Raw genomic sequence first — 21,480 nt, forward strand, 5'->3', positions numbered from 1 at the left:
CGATAAGTTTTATCTTGAAAAGATACAAAACAATCAAATATGTCCAGATACTTTAAAGCCGCCCAAGAAAGCCCCACTTTCTTGGCAGGAGATGCTACCCTTTTGCAAGAAATTGCCCACCCCCTAAAAGACAATTGGCCCATAGGCTATAGCTTGGCCAAAGCCCAATTAGATGTGGGGCAGTCTAGCCTGCCTCACAGACTAAAAAGCAGCGAGCTCTATTATGTAATCTCTGGAGCCGCCAGCATTTTTATTGATGGCCAAGAACAAGCCCTGCAAGCAGGCGATTGCTGCCTAGTGCCCGCCCAAGCCGAGCAATATGTGCAGCAAAAAGGCGATCAGCCCTTTCATTTTCTTTGTATTGTAGAACCCTATTGGCAAGAAAATGATGAAGATATCCTATAAACTCCCCCTGCTTTTCTTTCTCTTGCTTTGGAGCCTCCCACAGCTACTTTTTGGACAAGAAAAAGAACGCATAGATAGCCTAAAACGCCTAGGACAAGAAGAAAGCGTTTTGGGCGCCCTGAGCTATAGCCAATGGGCCAAAAAAGAATTTAAAAGCAAAAACTATAGTGAAGCCCTTCAGCTTTTTGAAGAGGAAATTCGCTGTAGAAGCCATTTAGCCGATACTGGCGAACTGCCTACGCTAAAGGTCCGAGCCTATTATAATGCTAGCCTAATGGCTAGAGTAATTGGCCAATATGAATTGGCCAAAAAACATGGCTTTGCCTGCCTCAATAGCAGCAAAAAACTATTGGGAGAAAAAGATGTAGAAACCCTAGACGCCTATCGACTCCTTGCCGATATTGGCTATTATAGTCAGGCCTATGAACTAGAACAAAACTATGGCGACACCGCCCTTTGGCTTTGTGAATCTGCCACTCCCCTAGACAGCAGTCGCTATACTAGCCTGCTGGTTTTGCAAGCCGCCCGAGAAATCAAAAAAGGCTTTTATCTAGAAGGCGAACAGCTCCTAAAAAAAGCCCTAGCCATAGAACAACAACGCCCCAAAGACAACCTCAAGGTCCAAAAAAGCTTGGCCAAAATTTATAATGACTTAGCCGTCGTTTCCGATTATCAAGACCGCTTTGGAGCCGCCCTTAGCTTTTATAATAAAGCCCTGGCCCTGCGCAAAAGTACAGGCGGAGAAGAACAGCTCTCCCTAATTTGGCTATATGATAATATGGGCGTGCTCTACCACCGTATGGACCGCCCCCTCGATGCCCTAGAGTACCAACATCAGGCCCTAGATATTGCCAAAAAACTAATTGGCGAAGACCACCCTCGCTATGCCTTGGTCTTGCAGCATTCTGCAGTATCTTTTGAAAAACTCAAGCAATATGGACAGGCCGAAAAACGCCTAAAAAAAGCGATTCAGATTTATACCCAAAGCCTAGCCGCAGACCACCCCAAAGTAAGTACCGCCAAAATGAGGCTGGCCAAGTTTAAATCTAAGCAGGACTGGCCAGCAGCCCAAGCCCTCTTTCAAGAAGCAGAAAATATTCTGCTCCAAAATCCAGAGAGAAACGCTCCCGCCCTAGCCGACCTCTATTTTGAGTGGGCCGATGCCGCTGACAAGCATAAATTAGGGCCTGTTATTTTAGAAAAAACAATCCTCGCCCTAGCTAAAAACCGATTCCAAACAAAAGATGGCTATCGAGAACCACGTCTGGCCTTGCGTTGCTGGACCCTCTGGCTGAAGTACGCTAGTTCAGCTGATTTTGGACCCAAAAAACAAGCACTATTTGCCCTGCAAAGCGATATTCATCGGCAATTAGAGCGTAGCGCCAACCAAAGCGATAAACAACTGCTGCTCTCTACCGCCAAGCACTTTTATGGCGCCTATATTGACCATATCTACCGCTACAAAGAGCAATATCTCCAAAAAGAAGAGATGCGCAACCAACTCTTGGCCCTCTTTGAAACTAGCAAATCAGTGCTGCTCAAACACAGTTTGGCCCTGCACCAAAAACTCGCCAGCCTAAAACTAACAGCTGAACAGGAAAAAGCCTGCTTGCAGGCCCAAAAACAAGCGATCTACTATGAGGAGCTCTGGACCCAAGCCGACCCTCAAGATAAAAAAGAGTTTAGTCGACTAGAAAAGCAGTATGAACAGGCCAAGGCCAAATGGCTAGCCCTCAAAGCTGAAGTAGGCCTCGATAAAGCCAAGCAAAAGACCTCTAGCTGGCAACTCCCTTTGGCAAAAGAACTACAGGGTAAATTGGCCCAAAAAGAATTGCTTTTGCATTACTTCTCTAATCAAGATGGGCATTTTCGCCTCAGCATTAGCCAAAATAGCTTTGAGCTAGAACAAATCAATGAACTACTTTTAGAAGGCCCCATTATCCGCCTAATCAATAGCTTTTATAATAGCGAAGCCCTCTTTGAACTAGATGCCTCAGAACGATACAATAATTTTATAAAAGATGCAGAACTACTCTCGCAGCTCTTACTCCCCAAAAACTTAGAACAGTTTGAGCAATTGAGTATTGTGAGTGATGGTATATTAGAATACCTCCCCTTTGAACTGCTCCTTAGCAAAAAAGCAGGCCCCAAAGATAATTTCCAAACTCTCCCCTACTTGGTCAAAACAAAAAGCATTCGCTATGTCTACAACTGGGAAGTCCTCCAAAAACAAGAGCAACATATCCCACAAAAGGATCCCAAAATGCTAGCCCTAGCGCCTATTTATAATTGGGAGAGCCCCATGCATAAACCCCTAGCCGGTGCCCAAGAGGAAGTGGCCTGGTTGCATAAACGCTACCCCTCTAAAAATATAGCGCCCTTTCCCAATAAGCAGGAATTACTGGCCAATATCGGCAGTTATCAGTTGGTGCATTTGGCCATGCACGCCTTGGCCCCAGATAGTAGCGATGCCTTTTTGCTGCTGCCCGAAGAAGGACCAAAAGGTCGGCTAGATAGTAAGGAGCTGGCCGCTCTCTCCCTAGAAAATCAAGATCTCCTCGTTCTTTCCGCCTGCCAAACCGCCCTGGGCCAACAAAGTAGTGGCGAAGGCGTCATGAGCCTTGGCCGGGCCCTGGCCCATAGTGCCGCCCCCTCGGCCATGGTGACGCTCTGGTCTTGGAATGATGAATCAGCCGTCTATCTGATGCGCCGCTTTTATATTCATTTAGAGCAAGGCTCGCCTAAGGATAAGGCCCTGCAAGCAGCCAAATTAGATTATATCAATAATGCAAAAGAAATGCATTGCCACCCCTTTTTCTGGGCCGCCGCTATTCTCTATGGAAACCGACAAGCCCTAGCACTTCGCCCCAAACCAAATTATAGCCCCTACTATTGGGGCGGGGCCGGACTAGCTGCCTTGTTGATCCTTGCCCTCGCCCTTTGGCGCCGAAAATCTTAAGCTAAATAACAAAGCCCTCTGTCAATTAGACGGAGGGCTTTTTCTTTCTCTCTTTTCAGGCTATTCTTCTAAGCCCTCTGTTTTAATGTCTGTAATCAAGGGATCGTCTAGGCGAGCCTGTAGCTCAGGCAGACGTGAAAGCGGCAAGGATAAGGTCAAAACAACTTCCTCCGCCGCATAATCAGAGCTTTTGATGTCCATCTCCGCCCCTTTGAGGTAGTTCATCCAATCACTAAGCAAGGGGTAAGGCAAAAAGAGCTTGACTTTCTGCTTCAATATGCGCACAACTGTCGGCGCCTCATTCAAGGCCTCAAAACTAGCCGCTTTATAGGCCGTTTTCAAACCCGAGGTCCCCAATTTGGTCCCCCCAAAATAACGCACCACCACAATCAAACAATGGGTCAATCCAAAGCTATCAATTTGGCCCAAAATAGGCCGACCCGCCGTTCCCGAAGGCTCTCCATCATCATTGGCCCGATAATGCGTTTTGTCTAATCCCAAACGCCAGGCATAACAATGATGCCGCGCCTTAAAATGCAACTGCCGCACCTCCTCCAAGTAGAGCTGGATCGCCTCTTCATCCTCTACCTCATAGGCATAGGCTATAAATTTACTCCCTTTTTCCTTATACAATCCCTCTCGGGGCTCCGCCAAAGTCGTATAGCGGTCAATAATTTCTGCTGACAAAATAAGGCCTTTAAATTGCTACCCAAAGGGGCAAATCTGCTTGAATACCGAGGCTCTGCATCAATTGCGCAATAGCCGCTTCTCCCTTTGGTCCAAAATCAATGCTGTTTTCAGTAACATACAAATTGATATGCAGCTGACAAACTTCTGCATCCATTTCTTGGGCATGCTCCGCTACATATTCCGCCGAGGCCCGCGGATGCGCAAAGGCATATTCTACCGATTTACGCAATAAGCGCCCAATCTTTTGCTTGAGCTCCTCGGGCAAGTCTCTACGGACCGCTATGCCGCCCAAAGGTATAGGCAAACCCGTTTGCTCTTCCCAATGTTGCCCCAAATCCATCACTTTGTGCAGGCCTCTTTGGGCATAGGTAAAGCGGTTTTCATGTATCAATAAACCCAGATCTACTTGCCCCCCAAGTACCGCCCCCTCAATATCCGAGAACAAGTATTCTTGCCGATTTTGAGCCCCTGGAAAAGCAAAAGACAATAGGAAATTTGCCGTGGTATGCTGCCCCGGTATCGCTATTTTGGCCCCCGCCACTTCTGCGGCCCCAAAAGGCCGTGCCCCCACCAATAAAGGCCCACAATTGTTCCCCAATGCAGAACCCGCTCGCAAAAGTTGGTAGTCTTTCCACAAATGCGCAAAAGCATGATAACTCAACTTGCAAATGGGCAACTCTCCCGCAAAAGCTAAGCGGTTAAGCTCCTCTACATCCGCATGATGCACCTCAAATTCTAAACCCTCTGTGTCTATTTTCCCATGCACCAAAGCATCAAAAATAAAGGTATCATTGGGACAAGGCGAATAGCCTATTTTGATCTTTTCCATTTCTTTTTTTATTTTTCTTTTGGGGCCTCCGCAGCAAAGCTGCGGCGCTACGCTTCGGGGCTCGCTCTTCGCTCGGCCCTTCGGCGCAAAGCGCCTCGGTCTGGCCCTGCGGGCCACCCGCTCCGCATCGCTAGGCCAAATGGGAGTCCTCTGCTTCAACCACCCCAGCCACCCTACAGCATCTAATTAAATAGAGCGCAAGATTTGCTTGGCCTGCTGCATATCTGCGGCAGAGATGTCTAAATGAGTGACTAGGCGTATCCATTGGCCCCCAAAGGGAACCGCAAGCAGGCCTTTGGCCGCCAATTGGTCCAAAAATGCCTGAGGCGAAAGCTCTTCCTTTAAACGAAAGAGCACAATATTAGTTTGTATGGGAGCCAGTTCTTCACAATAAGCTTGTTGAGCAATGAGCTGGCCTAATTCAGCCGCTTTTTCATGGTCTTCTGCTAGACGGTCCCATTGTTGGTCCAAAGCATATTGTCCAGCCGCCGCCAATTGGCCAGTTTGCCGCATCCCGCCACCAAAGAGCTTGCGCAAACGCCTAGCCGAGCGGATAAAATCGGCACTGCCCAGGAGCAAGGAGCCAATAGGGGCCCCTAGGCCCTTAGAAAGACAAATTGAGATGCTATCAAAGCAGGCCCCTACTTCTTTTTCGCTATAGCCTTTGGCCACAATAGCATTGGCAAGGCGGGCCCCATCCAGATGAACGGCCAAATTATTTTCTCGGGCTAGTTGAGAGAGGGCCTGCATTTGGTCCAACTCATAACAACTTCCGCCTCCTTTATTACAAGTATTTTCAAGGACCAAGATTTGGGCATTGGCCTTATGCAAATCATGAGGGTTGGGCAAAGCCGCCAATAAACTTGAGGGCTGCATCAATCCCGCCTCATCTTGGGTCAAAATTGGGCTGAGTCCAGAATGAAAACTAATGCCTCCCACCTCATATAAATATACATGTGAACGCTGATCGCAAATTAGGCTGCCTGGAGCCGAGCTATGGTTTTTGATCGCAATTTGGTTGGCCATGGTCCCAGAGGGACAAAAGAGGCCCGCCTCTAAGCCAAAGCGTTGGGCCGTTTCTCTTTCTAAAGCATTGGTTAAGGGGTCTTCGCCAAAGACGTCATCGCCTAGGGGGGCCTTTTGCATGGCGGCCAGCATGCCTTGGCTAGGGCGAGTGACCGTATCTGATCTAAAATCTATCATAAAAGGAAGGTTAAAGTAAAAAATGAGCGGGCTAATTCTTTGGTCCAAATCCTGCGTCCTACAGGCGGCGAAGCCGCCGCAAAGGAGCGAAGCGACTGGCCTAGCGATGGAAGGCAGGGCGGCGAAGCCGCAGACCAAGGCCGTCAGGCCGCAGGGCCGAGCGAACAGCGAGCTGCCGAACGTAGCGCCGCAAGGCGAAGCCGTAGCGGAGGCCCCCAAAAAAACAGAAAAGACTACACTCTTTCGACTAGGAGGGCGGCGCCTAGGCCTGCCCGGGCCGAAATGGCGATACAGCCCAATTGTTTATCCTCTTTTTCGAGCCCATCGAGCAGATTGGCCAGGGCGATGCCGCCCATAGCGCCGGCTGCATAGCCCCAAGCGATATCGCTACCGAAGATATTATATTGGTCCAGCGGAATATCGAGAGCTTGAGTAAAATGCAGGCCAACAGCGGCGAAGAGCTCCACTTTTTCCCAAAGTTCTATATCATTTTTGTTCAGGCCAGTTTGGGCCAGCAACTGCTTGACGGCCTCTAGGCCAGCGGTACAGCTGAGGGTAGGATCGACAGCCACCACCTTAGCGCTTAGGATTTTGGCTCGGGCTTTCAGGCCCAATTGCTCGCCAATTTGGGCATTACCGATTAGGGCCATAGCCGAGCCATCGGCCAATTGGGCGGCAGAGGCGGGCGTATGCAAATGCTCCAGATATTCGAGGGAGGGATAGCGCATAAGGGCCATAACATCGAGGTCCTTGGCTTCTTTTTCGGAGAGGATGGGCGCAAACTGGGCCATATCTTCGGCCTTTAGGCCATGGCGAAGGCACTCATTTTTTTCGAGAATAGGCAGGCCATTTTGGTCATAGACCAGAGCGGCATTGTGGCGGAGCCATTTAGCGGCCTGGCTTTTCAGGGCTCTTTGGTGCATCTCGAAAGAATATTCGTCTAGTTCTTGGCGGCTAAATCCTTGCAAATTGGCGAGCAGATCGGCGCTCAGGCTGGGCGGCACAAAATTGACGGCGGCACGGACCAGCGGGTCATAAATCATGGCGCCTCCGTCGCTAAGTTCGGGCACTCGGTTCATACTTTCTAGTCCCCCAGCCAAAACTAATTGCTCCCAGCCGAGTTCTATTTTTGCTGCGGCCATTTGCAGGGCCTCTAGGCCAGAGGCGCAAAAGCGGTTGATTTGGGTACCGGCCACTTGGTAGGGCAAGCCAGCATAGAGGGCAGCTGCTCGGGCGATATTGCCGCCTTGTTCGCCTACGGGCGTCATGCAACCGAGGAAAAGATCGCCGATATAATCGGCAGCAGTGGGTTGGGCTTTGAGCACCACCTGAATACTACTATCGAGTAATTGGATAGGTTTTATTTCTTGTAGGGGGCCACTATTTTGGCCGGCGGCCCTTGGAGTTCGGCTAGCGGCATATATAAATACATTTTGCATTTTATCGACATCTATTTTAGTGGTCATGAAAAGACAAGAGCTTGGGCTAAATTAAAGGCTAATATTGGCTAATTCTTCCTTATTTTAGTTGGGCCAAGGGGCCTTAGCTAAGTGTAGATTACTGTCTTGCTGGAGCTTTTAGTTATTTTCTAGCGGCCTTGAGTATTTTGCTTCGTTTATTTTATTTGGCTGGGCTTGAACATGCCCAAAATAACAAAATTCAGGAATATGTTGCACGCTCCAATCAAACGAACCGCCTACCCTTGGGCCAAGCCAGCCTTTTATGTTTTTGCGGTCCTTTACCTTTTGGGATTTTGTTTGCCCGCCTACCATATCCACCCCTTAGTAGAGCTATTGATTCGGGAGCGTTTTGCTTTACCAATGCCAGCGGATTCGCTATGGGGCTATCAGGTTCCGATTTACTTCTTGAAGCAGATGGTTGATTCGCCTTTATTGCTCTTGGCCAATATGGCTAACTTCATTGTTCTATTTATGTTTGCCTATCAGCTCATTCGGCCATTGGGGGCTTATATTTTGCTTAAAAATGCCCTGGTTATTTTAATGTTGGTGGGCACAGTTATTTGGCCCTTGCTTCTGCGTACGGGTTTTGACTGGGGCTATTACCTATGGGCCTTAGGGGCCTTAGGCATGAGCTTTTGCTTTTTATCGCAGCCTTTAAATCAGTCTAAAGATACCGCTTTGGAGAACACGGATATTTTGGATGCCGATTATTTTTCCTCTTAGAAGAATAGGTCCTCCAATAGAATTGTCTAGCCCTTAAAAGTAGTAGCAGTTTTTAACTGGGTACAAAAACAGATTTATTTTGGTCCGCCACGGAGCTAATCCATCGGAACAATACGGTTCCGTGGCCGCCACGGAGCCAATCTGACGGAACAATACGGTCCCGTGGCCGCCACGGAGCCAATCCATCGGAGCAATACGGTTCCGTGGCCGCCACGGAGCTAATCCATCGGAGCAATACGGTCCCGTGGCCGCCACGGAGCTAATCCAACGGAGCAATACGGTCCCGTGGCCGCCACGGAGCTAATCCATCGGAACAATACGGTCCCGTGGCCGCCACGGAGCTAATCCATCGGAACAATACGGTCCCGTGGCCGCCACGGAGCCAATCTGACGGAGCAATACGGTCCCGTGGCCGCCACGGAGCTAATCCATCGGAACAATACGGTTCCGTGGCCGCCACGGAGCCAATCTGACGGAACAATACGGTCCCGTGGCCGCCACGGAGCCAATCCATCGGAGCAATACGGTTCCGTGGCCGCTACGGAGCTAATCCATCGGAACAATACGGTCCCGTGGCTAAATTTAAGCGCCTCTTTTTTATTTAAGGGTCCCCCCTCTATTAAAAAAAGATCCTTGCTTATACGGTCAAATAAAGCGCCTCCTTTATTTTGGGCCCAAAAAAGGGCGCCTCCAGAGTATGGAGGCGCCCTAAAATTGCTTATTGCTTTAACAGATTAGTTAATTTTCACAAACTTCTGTTTGATTTGCTGGCCATCGGCTTGGATAGCGGTAAAATAGTAGAGTCCATCTGCGAGTTGGTCGATTGAGACCGTATGTTGTCCATTTTGCAATTGACCGCTCCAGATTTGGCGGCCCATAGCATCAAAAATTTGGGCATCGACAGTTCCTTCGCTACTGAGTTCTACATTAAGTTGTTCGCGGGCGGGATTTGGATAAAGGAAGAGCGAGAACTCTTCTTTTGTGGCCAAATCTGCCGTTGTTCTGCTAGAAGAGAGGCAGAAGTTGGTGGTTTCGCTGCTCCCGAAGCTAGCGCCGCTTGCGAGGAGATCGCCTTGGGCGTTAGTTAGGCTATAATCGCCATTGCCGTAGCTACAGCAGATACCATCTCCGTATTGGTCATAAATAACAAAGCTATAGCAGCCATTGGGTAGGCAGATATCTTCATTGTGGTTGGTACCGCTATAACTATTACCGCTAGCCACTGCGGTATTATTCGCATCTAGAATTTCCCAGCTTGTTTCTCCGGGATAATTATCGAAGTTAATATTTAGGTTAAGTGTTTCACAGCCGCTACCGCCGCCAGTGCTACCGCCAGCATCTTCTAGCTGAATATTATCGATAGCCATATCGCTGGTATAGCTAGTACCGGTACTTCCATAGAAGCGGAGTTGAACCGTTTGCCCGGCATAACTGCTCAGGTCTACAGTAGCCGAGAACCAGCTATTGCCTTGGTCGCCAGAACTGCTCCAGAGGCTGCTCCAGTTGGTCCCATCAGTAGATGCTTCTAGGCTAAGAGTACCCATAGCGCTACCGTACATATGATAATCGAAGCTAAACTCGGGGCTGCTTAGGGCGCTCAAATCGAAGCAAGGAGCGTTTAGGACCGCTACTTTGCTAGGATAATTGGGTGAAGAGGCCTCAATATAAAGGTAAGTTGATGCTTCTGAGGCGGCAGAGGGTCCCGTAGAAGAAGAACCAGTTGCTCCGCTGTTTTCGGTCCAATCGATATCATCATTCGCATTTTGGCTCCAATCGCCTAGGCCAGACTCAAAACCTTCGGTGTAAGGGAAACTAGTAATTGTAGTTGCGCAGACAGTTCCTGTTCCGCCGCCAGTGCTCCCGCCAGCATCTTCCAGCTGAATATTATCGATAGCCATATCACTGGTATAGCTAGTTCCTGTACTTCCATAAAAGCGGAGTTGAACTTGTTCTCCGACATAGCTGCTGAGGTCTACAGTAGCCGAGAACCAGCTATTGCCTTGATCTCCTGTTGTGCTCCAGATATTGGTCCAGCTTGTTCCATCGGTACTTGCTTGTAGGCTAAGGCTCCCCATAGCGCTACCATACATATGATAATCGAAGCTAAATTCGGGATTAGCAACTGCGGCCAAATCGAAGCAAGGCGTATTTAGGATAGCCACTTTGCTAGGATAATTGGGCGAAGAGGCCTCAATATAAAGGTAGTTAGTAGCTTCTGAGGCGGCAGAGGGCCCCGTAGAAGAAGAAGGCGTACTACCATTATTTGAGGTCCAATTGATATCATCATTGCTACTTTGGCTAAAGTCGCCTAGGCCAGACTCAAAACCTTCGGTATAAGGAAAACTAGAAATAGCAGTTGAACAGAAAGTGCTTCCACCGCCGCCAGTACTTCCACCACAGCCATTAGAGCTTAATAGGCTTTCGCGGAAGCCGCCAGGAGCGAAGAGTGCCTGCATACGGGCCTTTTGTCCAGCCGTAAAGAGATTCATACAAGCATCATCTGAGTAATCCATATAGTTTTCGACCATATCGGCAGAGCCACAAGAGCTATGGCCAGTAGCGCAGCCATAATTAGCGGCATCAGACTCTGGGGTATCGCCTACAAAATCATCTTGTCCGCAAGCGCCATCGCCCCAGATGTGGCGAAGGTTTAGCCAGTGGCCCACCTCATGCGTAGCGGTACGTCCACCATCAAAGGGAGCTGTAGCTTGGCCCACTGTACCAAAATACTTATAGCCCATGACGACCCCATCGGTAGCAAAATCGCCAGAGCCGGGGAATTGGGCATAGCCCAAAATTCCGCCGCTGATATTACAGACCCACATATTGAGATATTGGTCCGTGGGCCAAGCATCTTTACCGCCTTGGCTGCTATACTTCATAGCATCATTGGTAGAGAAACTAGAGACCGAGGTATAGGTTCGGGTAATTCCGCTAGTGGCATTGCCGTTGGGATCTACGGTAGCGAGGCAGAACTCGATTTCGGTATCTGCGGCTTGGGCCCACTTGTTATCCGCATCGGAGTTGGTGCGGCGAAAATCTTCATTGAGGACCTGAATTTGGGAAAGGATTTGTGCATCGCTAATATTTTGGGCCGTGGTATTATAAACCACATGCACCACTACGGGGATGGTGATCACAGAGCGGCTGCTATTAGCTTGGCCAGAGCGGATAAAGTTTTGCGTATGCTGCTCAATGCTTCGCATACGTTGCTCTACTGCGGGATTAGCCTGTTGTTGTTGCTGCAAAACATCCATGGCATGGCAATTTCGGGGGCCGGGCGGATGATTATGCTGGGCAGAAAGGCCAAAAGAAAGGCATAAAAAGAGGCAAAATGCAATTTGCCTAAAGGATAAAAAGTTCATAAACACAGAGATTAAATAGTTTAATGGAATTTTTGATTGCGTTAAATTTAGCTAGAAAATAGCGCTAAACCCAAATAAAATTTTGAATCAAAGCCCAAAATCCATTTATAAAACCAGTATTCAATCTATCACTATAACAAGATAAAATCACCTAGTTTAGAGTAGTTAGAGCAAAATTTTTTCTATGAGAAGCAGCTCTCCTAGAAAAAAGCTATAAACTATACTCGTAATAAAGAAAAAGGCTAGAGCAACTGCTATGATATCTAGTTCTTTATATAAGTCCCTTAAGGCCTAATAGATTTAAAAAATCACCATCTGTGTTTTAACTTATGTTAATCTTTGTTAAGAACAAATGGAAGCCTTTTTAGGGGGAACTATTTACGGCCCAATTTTTTCGGTGGACAGGCGGCGAAGCCGCCGCAGGCCTAGCGATGTGTAGGGGTGGCCGAAGGCCAGACCGAGCTTTTGAGCAAAGCGAAAAAGCGAAGGGCCGAGCGAGTAGCGAGCCCCGAAACGTAGCGCCCGCCGAAGGCGGGAGGCCCCAAAACAAAACAACTTATATCCTTATGCTACTATTATCCCTTTTGATTTTCGGCCTTTTTTGGGGCCAGACGGTATCGGCCCAGCTAGACATTGAAAATTGTCAGTTTTTGCCTGATTTGAAAAGCTGTACGACCTTGGTTTTTATGCCCGCTTATGATACGGCCCAGCACCATAGTTATCGGCAATTGATTGAGCGAGAATGGCGGTTGACGCCTATAAAATTTGTTTCTTATCGGGAGTATTTGCAATATAAAAACAAAAAGGGCTATGCGTATTTGTTGTTTGGCGACGATAAGATTAACAATGCCAGCCAGCGCTCTAGTTATGTATATTTGGAGCTTTGGCTTTGGGCCAATGCGCAAAAAAAGCGGATGGCTCGGATGGAGTTGTATCCCGATGCGCAGACGAGCAAAGATCCCTCTTTGATTTATGATTATCGCTTTCATACAGAGGGGCATATTTTCAATTGGTCGGAGGGGATGCTCAAGAATTATTTGCAGCAGATTCAGGACCATTTGCTGCGGGGACAAAAGCGCTCGGGTTTTCGGCCAGGGCCCGCCAAAGCCGAGTTGAAAGCGCTGAAAACGGACACCCTTTTTGTTCCAGATTATGTGCTCAAGGAGTTTAATACCTATTGGGAGGCCAAGGGGACGCAATCGGCCCAAGAACTGATGGCCAAATACCCTCACCCCTATAAAATAGTTAGCAACAAGGAGTTATCTAAGCAGATTTTAGCCTGCCCCGAAGGGAAAAAGATTTATTATTTGCTTTTTGTGCGCAGCAATAGCGATAAATATGTCTCGGTGGTCGAGGGGCAATCGGGCGATATTTTATATAGTCGCCTACGGCCTTTGCAATTTAATTTGCGGCCCAAAGACTTGCAGCGTTTGGCCAAGAAAGTGAATAAATTTTAAGTAAAAAGGGCGGTCGGAGAATTCTCCAACCGCCCTTTTGCTATGCCTCCAAACGCCAATCTATGGGCGTTTTTCCTTGTTTTTCTAAATGTGCGTTGGCCTTTGAAAAATGAGCCGAGCCCAAAAAGGCCGTTCCCGCCAAAGGCGAGGGATGCGTGGCTTCCAAAACCAAATGCTTGCTTTCGTCAATCAGGACCTTTTTCTTTTTGGCAAAACCGCCCCAAAGCATAAAGACCAAGCCTTCTCGCTCTTCCGATAGCTTTTGAATGACTGCATCGGTAAATTTTTGCCAGCCAATTTTGGCATGAGAAGCCGCCTTTTTATGCTCTACCGTTAGGGCCGCATTGAGCATAAAAACGCCTTGATCGGCCCAAGACTCCAAACAGCCATGTTTTGGCGCTACAAAACCTTCAATATCAGCAGTTAGTTCTTTATAAACATTGCGCAAAGAGGGCGGAATCCGTTGGCCCTTGGGCACCGAAAAGGAAAGTCCATGCGCTTGCCCAGGTCCATGATAGGGATCTTGGCCCAAAAGGACCACCTTTACCTCATGAAAAGGGACCTTATTAAAGGCATTGAAAATAAGGCGGCCGGGGGGATAAATCGTTTTGCCGGCTTGCTTATCGGCTTTTAGGCGCTCCTTAATTTGGGCAAAATAATCTTGTTCAAATTCTGCTTTTAGGGCCTCTAACCAAGAGGCTTCAATTTGTACTTGGCTCATATTTTTTAGTTCGATTTAGGCTAAATTTAAGGAGTTTGGCAGAGATTGTCCATAAAAAAAAGCCCCAATTTGGGGCTTTTATCGCTTAAACGCCTTTGGCTAAGGCATCCAATAATTTCTTTTCTACTTGCAAGAGTTCTTGCAATTTGGGCATGGCTTGGCTGTGCAAACGTCTTTGTTCTAGCTGCAAGAGTTGTCGGTTATCGACATAAGGTTGCAAAATTTCCCATTCTTCTAGGCTGAGCAAGGCTTTTTCTTGGACCAACTGCTGCAGCCGTTGCCGCAAATTATGCGCAGGAGGCTGTTCTTGCTGCTGCATACTATATAGGTAGCTCAATTGGTCAATTTTCTGCCAATAATTTTGCTGTTCTTTCAAAAATTTGGCCGTGGGGGCCTGCAACAAAAGCTGCAGTTGGGCCTGCTGCGAGCGAAGTTGATTGCGCAATTGCTGGCGCTGTGCCCGATGTTTGGGCGAGGTTTTCCAAATTGGGCCGGCCAAATCAATGCGCAAATTGGGCAAATCCTCGGCTAGTTCGGTAATTTCCTGAATCTGTTCTAGGCTGGGGCTATCCCAATCACAGTAAATAAAATAAACCTCCTCTTCCCCATCTTCTACCAGCAAATCAAATTTAAATTGCTGTAAATTCTGATGAAGATCATGAGCCGCTGGCCCCTCCACAATTCGCTTGGGCGCCGCCGCCTGATAGGCCGTTAGATAGGGTTGTAGTTTTTGCATTTTGGGGTATTTTTAACTAAGGCGAGTTTGCAACTCATAGGCCTCGATCGTAATCGAAATAAAATCTTCCTCTTGCTGAAAAGCATCCTGAAAACATCGAATCAAATAAGCTTTCGCTCCTCTAATGTCTTGAATATCATAAATGTTCCGTCCATGGGCACTTACTTTTTTAACTTGTTTGTCATCCAAGTAAACCGCCCCATTCAAAGCATCCTGAATGGGCTTAATAATATTGTCGGTATCCAAATCCGTCTCCCGATGATAATAGTAGGAAATTGATAATTCCACCTCCTGTTTACTGGGCAAATCTTTGCGTTTGGCCAATACTTTTTTGGCCTCTTTTCGGATTCTCCCCTTCCAGCGCTCTCGCCTTTTTCCGCTCGATTGCACACTGGCCGGCTTGCCAATTACGGCAATCAATATTTTTCGCATTTCTTTTCTTTTCCTGTTTTTTGGGGCCTCCCGCAGCCCTTTTTTTTGGGGGCTGCGGGCGCTAGGTTGCGGGGCTCGCTGCTCGCTCGGCCCTGCGGCGGCTTTGCCGCCTGGGTCTGGCCCTTTGGGCCACCCCTCCACAGCGCTAGGCCGTTGCAGGCTTTGCCTGCAGGGCGCTTCGCGCCCTTTTCTGGACCAGAAATTTAGGCCTTTTTATCAAATTCCTCAAATAGTTCTTGGCGGCCATATTTGCTACAAATGGGACATTCATAGGGGTTATGTCCTCTAGCGGGACAATACTCTCGACCAAAGAAAATGATTTGCAGGTGTAATTTGTTCCAACTTTTCTTAGGAAATAATGCTTTTAGGTCTTTTTCTGTCTGCTCTACTGATTTTCCATTGCTCAATTGCCAGCGCCAAGCTAGGCGATGAATATGAGTATCTACGGGAAAGGCGGGATGGCCAAAGCCCTGAGACATGACCACAGAGGCCGTTTTATGGCCCACACCGGGCAATTTTTCTAGGGCTTCAAAGCTTTCGGGCACCTCCCCTTGGTACTCCTCTAGCAAAATTTGAGAGAGTTTAGAAATGGCCTTAGATTTTCGGGGGGCTAGGCCACAGGGCCGAATAATTCTTTGGATTTCCTCGACGGGCAATTTAATCATTTCGGCTGGCGTGCTGGCCTTTTCAAATAGAATGGGCGTAACCGTATTTACCCTAGCGTCTGTACATTGGGCCGAGAGCAAAACGGCCACCAACAAACTATAATTATCGGTATGTTCTAGGGGGATGGGCGTTTCTGGATAAAGCTCTTCCAGCCATTTCCGTATATTTTTGCTCACTGTTTTATGGCTAGGATAACGGCCGGGACGTTTTCTTTTGGGCATAAGTTAAAATCTTTTGAGTGCAGAGCAAGATACAATTTTTTGTGCAGATAGGCGGCTTGCACTAAGGGCAGAGCGGAGATGGTCCATTTGGCCTAGCGATGTGCAGCAGTGGCCGTCAGGCCAGACCGAGCCGCTGAAAGCGGCGAAGGGCCGAGCAGACCTGCGAGCTGCGAAACGTAGCGCCGCAGCTTTGCTGCGGAGGCCCCAAAAAAAAGGCCTCCTATATATCAGGAGACCTTTAGATTTTTTGGGTTGGCTAAACTTAGCGGCCGAGATAAGCCTTGAGCAACTTACTTTTAGAGGTAGAGGTTCTCAATTTATTGATGGCTTTATCTTTAATTTGGCGAACGCGTTCGCGGGTCAGGCCAAACTTATCGCCAATATCTTCTAGCGACATAGGGTGTTGGTAGCCGATACCGAAATAGAGTTTGATGACATCTCTTTGGCGGTCGGTTAGTGAGCAAAGCGAGCGCTCGATCTCGTTGCGCAAAGACTCCATATATTCCAGATTGGCATCTGTTTGCGGAGTATTGGTATTTTCGAGTACATCGAGTAGCGAGTTATCCTCACCTTCTACGAAGGGGGCATCCATAGAAACGTGGCGGGCGGCTACGCCTAGGGTAGTTTCTACTTCATTGGAGCCGATAGAAAGGACCTGAGCGAGTTCATCGGCAGAGGGTTCGCGTTCGTATTCTTGCTCTAATTTAGAGAAAGCCTTATTAATTTTGTTGAGCGAGCCCACCTTATTGAGGGGGAGGCGCACGATACGAGATTGTTCGGCTAGGGCTTGGAGGATAGATTGGCGGATCCACCAAACGGCATAAGAGATAAATTTGAAACCGCGGGTTTCGTCGAAGCGTTGAGCGGCTTTGATTAGGCCGAGGTTTCCTTCATTGATCAAGTCACTGAGGGAAAGGCCTTGATTTTGGTATTGTTTGGCCACAGAGACCACGAATCGGAGGTTAGCTTTGGTTAGGCGTTCTAGGGCGATTTGGTCGCCGGCCTTAATGCGTTTTGCCAAATCCACCTCTTCCTCAGGGGTCAACAAATCCACTTTACCGATCTCTTGCAGATATTTCTCTAGCGATTGACTTTCGCGATTGGTAATGGATTTGGTAATTTTTAACTGTCTCATGAACCTACTATTTTGAGAGGCAACCGATTAGCCTACAGTTGCGCTGTATTTTGATTAAGATAGAAAATGCCCAACTACAAATATAGGGCTTTTTTGTGGTATTCGCTTCTTTAACTGCTATAAATGCCTTTTTTGTTCATTGCTTAGCAATTTTATGAAAAAATAAAGGGTTTAGGGGCTTTTGTGCCTTGGGAGGCCATAAGTTTTTAAAGCATTCGTTTGCAAAAGTTGTTTTTTTATTTTTTATTACGAACGGAGATCGTTCTGTGGGTTTAAACAGCCACCCAATTTTCTCCCTAATCAGAAGATGCCCCATAGAGAAGAAAAAATAGGGCGTTGGTCACAATGAATCTATGTAGTTTAGGCTGCTAGCTTCAGAAAAAAGAGAACATCCTTATGGACAGAAAAAAATTTAAGGTAGAATTTTTATTTCGGGCATCTCCGAAAATTGTATATAGTTTTCTTTCTACTCCGGACAATTTGACTCGTTGGTTTTGCGACGATTGTAATTTAGTTGATGGTCAATTTAGTTTTGACTGGGAGGGAAATGAAGAAATTGCCTTTTTGCTCGAATCTCAGGAAGATAGTTATTTGCGTTTGCAGTGGGAGGATTTCCCCGATGAGTACTTGGAGTACAAAATGAGTCGTTCTGAAGTCACTGCAGAAACTATTTTGGAGATTACCGCCTTTTGCGATGAGGACGAAGTAGAGGAGGAAAAAGATTTTTGGGCTACTCAGATGGAATCTCTTCGTAGAGCCATGGGTGGCTAACTTTTTGCTATTTCGTTTGCTCCCTTATTTTAGTGGTATTTTAGATGATTATCCCAATGACTTAAAACTTAAATACTATGTTTGGTTTCCTCAGAAATGAGATGCTCGAAGTGATCGAGTGGAAGGAAGACAGCAAAGACGTTGTGCTTTGGAAGTTTCCCGATAAAGATGCAAATATTAAATACGGTGCACAATTGACCGTTCGTGAGTCGCAGATGGCCCTTTTTCAGAATGAGGGGCAGATTGCCGATGTATTTTTTCCGGGTCGACATAAGTTGATTACGGAGAACATGCCGATTCTCACGACGATTAAATCTTGGAAGCACGGCTTCAACTCTCCTTTCAAGTCGGATATTTACTTTGTTAGTGGCCGACAGTTTACGAATATGCGTTGGGGCACGCCCAATCCTATTTTCATTAAGGATCCGGAGCTCAACCGAGTTCAGGTGCGGGCCTTTGGGGTGTATTTCATCCGTATTAAGGACCCCAAGAAGTTTTATCAGGAGTATGCGGGCACCAAAGACATCCTTTACATCTCTGAGTTGGAGGATTCGCTAAGAGGTTTGATTGCGCCTAAATTTGCGGAGGCTTTGGCCAAGAGTGGCGTTTCTGCTTTTGATATTTATGCCAATTACTCGACTTTGGGTGATACGATTGCGCCTATTTTGCAGCAGGACCTAGATCCTTTTGGTATTGAGTTGACGAAGTTCCAAATTTCTAGTGTATCTCTTCCTCCTGAGGTAGAAGAGCATATCAATGAAATGGCTAAGGTAAATTATACCTCGGATGCCAATTTGGATAAAATGCAGCGCATGGCCAATATTGAGGCGACAAAAGAATCGGCCAAACATGGCATTCAGCCTCAGCAGCTTCAAAATCAGAATCAGCAACAGATGATGCAACAAATGATGATGCAGCAAATGATGCAACAGATGATGAATCAAGGCGGCGGCATGATGGGTAACAATAATATGCAGCAGCAACAGCAGCAGCAACCTCAGGCCCAAGCCCCCAAGCTTAGCCGAGAGGAAGTGATGAAAAACCTTAGAGAATTGGGAGAACTCAAAGAAATGGGGATCCTCACTGAAGAAGAGTTTAATAGTAAGAAAGCGGAGCTTTTGGCCCAACTTTAAGCCAAAGCAATTTCCCTTATTTAGTCAATCTTATCTTTTGAGGTAAGATTGACTTTTTTTAGCCCCTATCCTATGAAGATTTTCCGAGCTTTTGGCCGTTTTTTATATCGCTGGCGCTACCTCTGGCTGCTGAGTTTTTCGGCGGCACTCTTATTTTATATTTTTTGCCTACCCAAAACCCTATTTAAAGATCCTTATAGCTTTGTTTTATTGGATCGCAAAGGACAGTTTTTGGGGGCCAGAATTGCCCAGGATGGCCAATGGCGTTTTCCGCCTACAGATAGTTTATCTCCAAAATATGTTCGTTGTTTATTAGAATTTGAGGACCGACGATTTTATTCGCATTGGGGCATTGATATTTATGGCTTTGGTCGGGCAATTCGAGATAATTGGCAGGCGGGAAAAGTGGTTAGTGGGGGCAGTACAATTAGTATGCAGCTGATGCGCTTATCGAGAAAGCGCAAAGGGCGGGCCTTTAGCCAAAAGATTATGGAAAGTATTTTGGCCTCTCGTTTAGAATGGTCTTATTCTAAGGATGAAATTTTGAAGCTTTATGCTAGCCATGCCCCTTTTGGAGGCAATGTGGTGGGTATAGAGGCTGCAGCCTGGCGATATTTTGGAAAATCGGCCCAAGAACTGAGTTGGGGCGAAGCCGCCACCTTGGCCGTCTTGCCCAATAGTCCGGCCCTGATTCATCCAGGAAGAAATAGGTTGGCCCTAAAAAATAAGCGAGATCGATTATTACAGACCTTGGTCAAACGAGAAGTTTTAGACAGTTTAGAAGCAAGTCTGGCCCAAAAAGAACCTATTCCCGAAGCCCCCCTGCCCTTGCCTCAAGAAGCCCCGCATTTATTGGAGCGGGCCCGCCAAGAACTAGGCGATGGCTTACAACTTCAAAGTTCTGTAGACCGACTGCTACAGCTGCAGTTGTCGGCGCTTTTACAGCGCTATCATCGAGATTATCGACAGCAAGAAATTTACAATATAGCGGCCTTGGTTGCCGATATAGAAACGGGAGAAATACTGGCTTATGTGGGGAATATTCAGGATGAGGACCAATCTGATGCCCATGCCGATGATGTAGATTTAATTCGAGCCGAACGCAGTACGGGCAGTATTCTCAAACCATTTTTGTACGCCTTTATGCTAGAAGAGGGCTTATTGAGTCCCAAAAGCTGGCAATCGGATGTGCCGATTTCCATAAAAGGCTATCGGCCCACAAATTATAGTGGGCAATATATGGGTTTGGTCCCTGCGGGCCAAGCTATTGAGCGCTCGCTCAATATTCCTTTGGTCCTGATGCTACAAGAATATGGGGTGGCCAAATTTAAGCAGCGGCTGCGCAGTCTGGGCATGAGTAGTTTGCATCGTTCGCCACAAGATTATGGCCTCTCCCTTATTTTGGGTGGGGCCGAGGGGCGTTTAGATGAAATGCTGGGCGGTTTTGCCAGTATGGCCCGTACCTTAAAAGCTTATGAAGAGCGGCCCTATTGTCCTTATTTGCCCGATCAGTTTCGCCCGCTCTCCTATCTGCCTAAGGGGGCCAATGAACAGCCCGCTTTAGAAAACTGTAGTGCCCAACCGCAGCTTTTATCGGCTGGAGCAATTTATCATTGTTTTCAAAATATGCAGCGTTTAGAGCGACCCGCTTCTGAGGGAGCTTGGGAATATTTTGAGTCGGCCCGACCTTTGGCCTGGAAAACAGGCACCAGTTTCGGCTTTCGAGATGCTTGGGCCATGGGCGTAAATGGTAAATATGCCTTAGGCGTTTGGGTGGGCAATGCCGCTGGTGAAGGTCGGCCCGAATTGGTGGGCGTACAGACTGCGGCCCCTATCCTATTTGATATTCTAGACCTCTTGCCCGCCGATGAGGCCGAAACATTTGTTTTGCCCAAAACAGAGTTGCAGCCGTTAATGGTTTGTGCGCATTCGGGTTATCGGGCAAAAGAAAACTGCATCAAAAAAGAGCGCTTATTGTTGCCGCCTTCGGCCCAATCGCAATTGCCTACTTGCCCTTATCATCAGCAATTGGTGGTGGATAGTACCGAGCAGTACCGCCTACATGCCAACTGTGCCCCTTTGGCCGAGAGTAAACAAAAATCTTATCTGATGTTGCCCCCTTTGGAGGCCCATTATTATCGCTTGCGGCAGCCTTTGTATGAGCCGCCTCCAGCTTACCGCCCCGATTGTCTGGCCGATTTGCCCGAAGCGCCTAGCCGCATGCAATTTATTTACCCCAAACAAGATTTAAAGGTATTTTTGCCCATTGATTATGATGGCCAGCGCTCTAAATTGGTCCTTAAGGTCACGCATCAGGATAATAAGGCCAAATTGCACTGGCATTTGGACCAGCTTTATTTGGGCAGCACCGAAAATTTTCACGAAATGGAGGTGCAGGCGGCCAAAGGACAACATACGATTGTGGTGATGGATGAATTGGGCCAAAGCATTAAGCGAAATATTGAAATTTTATCTGAAGGCGATTAGGTTGTGGGTCCGCCCCCTTGGCCGAAGGCCAAACGGCCTAGCGATGTGTAGGGGTGGCCAAAGGCCAGACCGAGCTTTTGAGCGCAG

17 protein-coding genes are annotated in these 21,480 nt (G+C 47.5%); 7 read left to right on the plus strand and 10 right to left on the minus strand.

The genetic code is table 11. The features are described 5' to 3' along the window. Positions 1-39 precede the first annotated feature (39 nt). Both SGRA_RS03395 and SGRA_RS03400 read left to right on the plus strand, forming a co-directional pair. On the plus strand, positions 40-405 hold the full coding sequence (locus tag SGRA_RS03395) for a cupin domain-containing protein (RefSeq protein ID WP_015691166.1): 366 nt from the start codon (positions 40-42) through the stop codon (positions 403-405). Then, positions 386-3,364 (plus strand): CHAT domain-containing protein, encoded by a 2,979-nt coding sequence (locus SGRA_RS03400; protein WP_245538631.1) that lies wholly within the window; start codon positions 386-388, stop codon positions 3,362-3,364. The genes SGRA_RS03395 and SGRA_RS03400 overlap by 20 nt, the downstream gene beginning before the upstream one ends. Before the next feature lie 60 nt (positions 3,365-3,424). On the opposite strand, the gene SGRA_RS03405 is transcribed toward SGRA_RS03400, so the two are convergent. The 4 genes from SGRA_RS03405 to SGRA_RS03420 all read right to left on the minus strand — a co-directional run bounded on the left by SGRA_RS03405 (position 3,425) and on the right by SGRA_RS03420 (position 7,552). Continuing rightward, on the minus strand, positions 3,425-4,051 hold the full coding sequence (locus tag SGRA_RS03405) for an IMPACT family protein (protein WP_015691168.1): 627 nt from the start codon (positions 4,049-4,051) through the stop codon (positions 3,425-3,427). Between the two features lie 10 nt (positions 4,052-4,061). Continuing rightward, entirely contained in the window at positions 4,062-4,883 is an 822-nt protein-coding gene (locus tag SGRA_RS03410; protein WP_015691169.1) for a 1,4-dihydroxy-6-naphtoate synthase, read from the minus strand. Between the two features lie 186 nt (positions 4,884-5,069). Then, a complete protein-coding gene (locus SGRA_RS03415) occupies positions 5,070-6,086 on the minus strand; it encodes a threonine aldolase family protein (RefSeq protein ID WP_015691170.1) in 1,017 nt (338 codons plus the stop codon). A 233-nt stretch (positions 6,087-6,319) separates the two neighbouring features. Then, a complete protein-coding gene (locus SGRA_RS03420) occupies positions 6,320-7,552 on the minus strand; it encodes an acetyl-CoA C-acyltransferase (RefSeq protein WP_050981158.1) in 1,233 nt (410 codons plus the stop codon). 201 nt (positions 7,553-7,753) lie between these two features. Here SGRA_RS03420 and SGRA_RS03425 point away from each other — a divergent pair, with 201 nt between their 5' ends. Next, positions 7,754-8,269 (plus strand): hypothetical protein, encoded by a 516-nt coding sequence (locus tag SGRA_RS03425; RefSeq protein ID WP_015691172.1) that lies wholly within the window; start codon positions 7,754-7,756, stop codon positions 8,267-8,269. A gap of 734 nt (positions 8,270-9,003) precedes the next feature. On the opposite strand, the gene SGRA_RS03430 is transcribed toward SGRA_RS03425, so the two are convergent. Beyond that, the gene (locus tag SGRA_RS03430) at positions 9,004-11,634 is read right to left on the minus strand and encodes a M43 family zinc metalloprotease (RefSeq protein ID WP_015691174.1); all 2,631 of its coding nucleotides are present in this window, start codon (positions 11,632-11,634) and stop codon (positions 9,004-9,006) included. Between the two features lie 566 nt (positions 11,635-12,200). Between SGRA_RS03430 and SGRA_RS03435 the strand changes: the two genes are divergently transcribed. After that, positions 12,201-13,091 carry a hypothetical protein gene (locus SGRA_RS03435; RefSeq protein ID WP_015691175.1) on the plus strand — a complete coding sequence of 297 codons (891 nt, stop codon included), beginning with the start codon at positions 12,201-12,203 and terminating at the stop codon, positions 13,089-13,091. A gap of 40 nt (positions 13,092-13,131) precedes the next feature. Here the strand turns inward: SGRA_RS03435 and ung are convergent, their stop codons facing one another. The 5 genes from ung to SGRA_RS03460 form a co-directional block, all read right to left on the minus strand. Beyond that, complete coding sequence (gene ung / locus SGRA_RS03440; RefSeq protein WP_015691176.1) at positions 13,132-13,812, minus strand: uracil-DNA glycosylase; 681 nt, start codon at positions 13,810-13,812, stop codon at positions 13,132-13,134. 85 nt (positions 13,813-13,897) lie between these two features. Further along, positions 13,898-14,548 (minus strand): hypothetical protein, encoded by a 651-nt coding sequence (locus tag SGRA_RS03445; RefSeq protein ID WP_015691177.1) that lies wholly within the window; start codon positions 14,546-14,548, stop codon positions 13,898-13,900. A gap of 12 nt (positions 14,549-14,560) precedes the next feature. Continuing rightward, positions 14,561-14,980: a RusA family crossover junction endodeoxyribonuclease gene (locus SGRA_RS03450; RefSeq protein WP_041329831.1), complete on the minus strand. Its 420-nt coding sequence runs from the start codon at positions 14,978-14,980 to the stop codon at positions 14,561-14,563. Positions 14,981-15,183: 203 nt separating this feature from the next. Then, a complete protein-coding gene (gene nth / locus SGRA_RS03455) occupies positions 15,184-15,867 on the minus strand; it encodes an endonuclease III (RefSeq protein ID WP_015691179.1) in 684 nt (227 codons plus the stop codon). A gap of 262 nt (positions 15,868-16,129) precedes the next feature. Beyond that, positions 16,130-17,002: a sigma-70 family RNA polymerase sigma factor gene (locus SGRA_RS03460; RefSeq protein ID WP_002659956.1), complete on the minus strand. Its 873-nt coding sequence runs from the start codon at positions 17,000-17,002 to the stop codon at positions 16,130-16,132. Between the two features lie 396 nt (positions 17,003-17,398). On the opposite strand from SGRA_RS03460, the gene SGRA_RS03470 reads away from it, so the two are divergent. From SGRA_RS03470 to pbpC, 3 genes are all read left to right on the plus strand, one after another. Then, positions 17,399-17,773 (plus strand): START-like domain-containing protein, encoded by a 375-nt coding sequence (locus tag SGRA_RS03470; RefSeq protein ID WP_002659955.1) that lies wholly within the window; start codon positions 17,399-17,401, stop codon positions 17,771-17,773. A gap of 77 nt (positions 17,774-17,850) precedes the next feature. Further along, positions 17,851-18,906, plus strand: a complete 1,056-nt coding sequence (locus SGRA_RS03475; protein ID WP_015691181.1) for an SPFH domain-containing protein — start codon at positions 17,851-17,853, stop codon at positions 18,904-18,906. 72 nt (positions 18,907-18,978) lie between these two features. Beyond that, positions 18,979-21,393, plus strand: coding sequence for a penicillin-binding protein 1C (pbpC, locus tag SGRA_RS03480; RefSeq protein ID WP_041329832.1), 2,415 nt, complete (start codon positions 18,979-18,981; stop codon positions 21,391-21,393). Positions 21,394-21,480 lie beyond the last annotated feature (87 nt).

The sequence above is a fragment of the Saprospira grandis str. Lewin genome, from assembly GCF_000250635.1.
In the GTDB taxonomy this organism is placed as follows: domain Bacteria; phylum Bacteroidota; class Bacteroidia; order Chitinophagales; family Saprospiraceae; genus Saprospira; species Saprospira grandis.

Coding starts and splice junctions, on each gene's coding strand:
- SGRA_RS03395 (WP_015691166.1), top strand. CDS start 40: ATGTCCAGATACTTTAAAGCCGCCCAAGAAAGCCCCACTTTCTTGGCA.
- SGRA_RS03400 (WP_245538631.1), top strand. CDS start 386: ATGATGAAGATATCCTATAAACTCCCCCTGCTTTTCTTTCTCTTGCTT.
- SGRA_RS03410 (WP_015691169.1), bottom strand. CDS start 4,883: ATGGAAAAGATCAAAATAGGCTATTCGCCTTGTCCCAATGATACCTTT.
- SGRA_RS03415 (WP_015691170.1), bottom strand. CDS start 6,086: ATGATAGATTTTAGATCAGATACGGTCACTCGCCCTAGCCAAGGCATG.
- SGRA_RS03420 (WP_050981158.1), bottom strand. CDS start 7,552: ATGACCACTAAAATAGATGTCGATAAAATGCAAAATGTATTTATATAT.
- SGRA_RS03425 (WP_015691172.1), top strand. CDS start 7,754: ATGTTGCACGCTCCAATCAAACGAACCGCCTACCCTTGGGCCAAGCCA.
- SGRA_RS03430 (WP_015691174.1), bottom strand. CDS start 11,634: ATGAACTTTTTATCCTTTAGGCAAATTGCATTTTGCCTCTTTTTATGC.
- SGRA_RS03435 (WP_015691175.1), top strand. CDS start 12,201: ATGCTACTATTATCCCTTTTGATTTTCGGCCTTTTTTGGGGCCAGACG.
- ung (WP_015691176.1), bottom strand. CDS start 13,812: ATGAGCCAAGTACAAATTGAAGCCTCTTGGTTAGAGGCCCTAAAAGCA.
- SGRA_RS03445 (WP_015691177.1), bottom strand. CDS start 14,548: ATGCAAAAACTACAACCCTATCTAACGGCCTATCAGGCGGCGGCGCCC.
- SGRA_RS03450 (WP_041329831.1), bottom strand. CDS start 14,980: ATGCGAAAAATATTGATTGCCGTAATTGGCAAGCCGGCCAGTGTGCAA.
- nth (WP_015691179.1), bottom strand. CDS start 15,867: ATGCCCAAAAGAAAACGTCCCGGCCGTTATCCTAGCCATAAAACAGTG.
- SGRA_RS03460 (WP_002659956.1), bottom strand. CDS start 17,002: ATGAGACAGTTAAAAATTACCAAATCCATTACCAATCGCGAAAGTCAA.
- SGRA_RS03470 (WP_002659955.1), top strand. CDS start 17,399: ATGGACAGAAAAAAATTTAAGGTAGAATTTTTATTTCGGGCATCTCCG.
- SGRA_RS03475 (WP_015691181.1), top strand. CDS start 17,851: ATGTTTGGTTTCCTCAGAAATGAGATGCTCGAAGTGATCGAGTGGAAG.
- pbpC (WP_041329832.1), top strand. CDS start 18,979: ATGAAGATTTTCCGAGCTTTTGGCCGTTTTTTATATCGCTGGCGCTAC.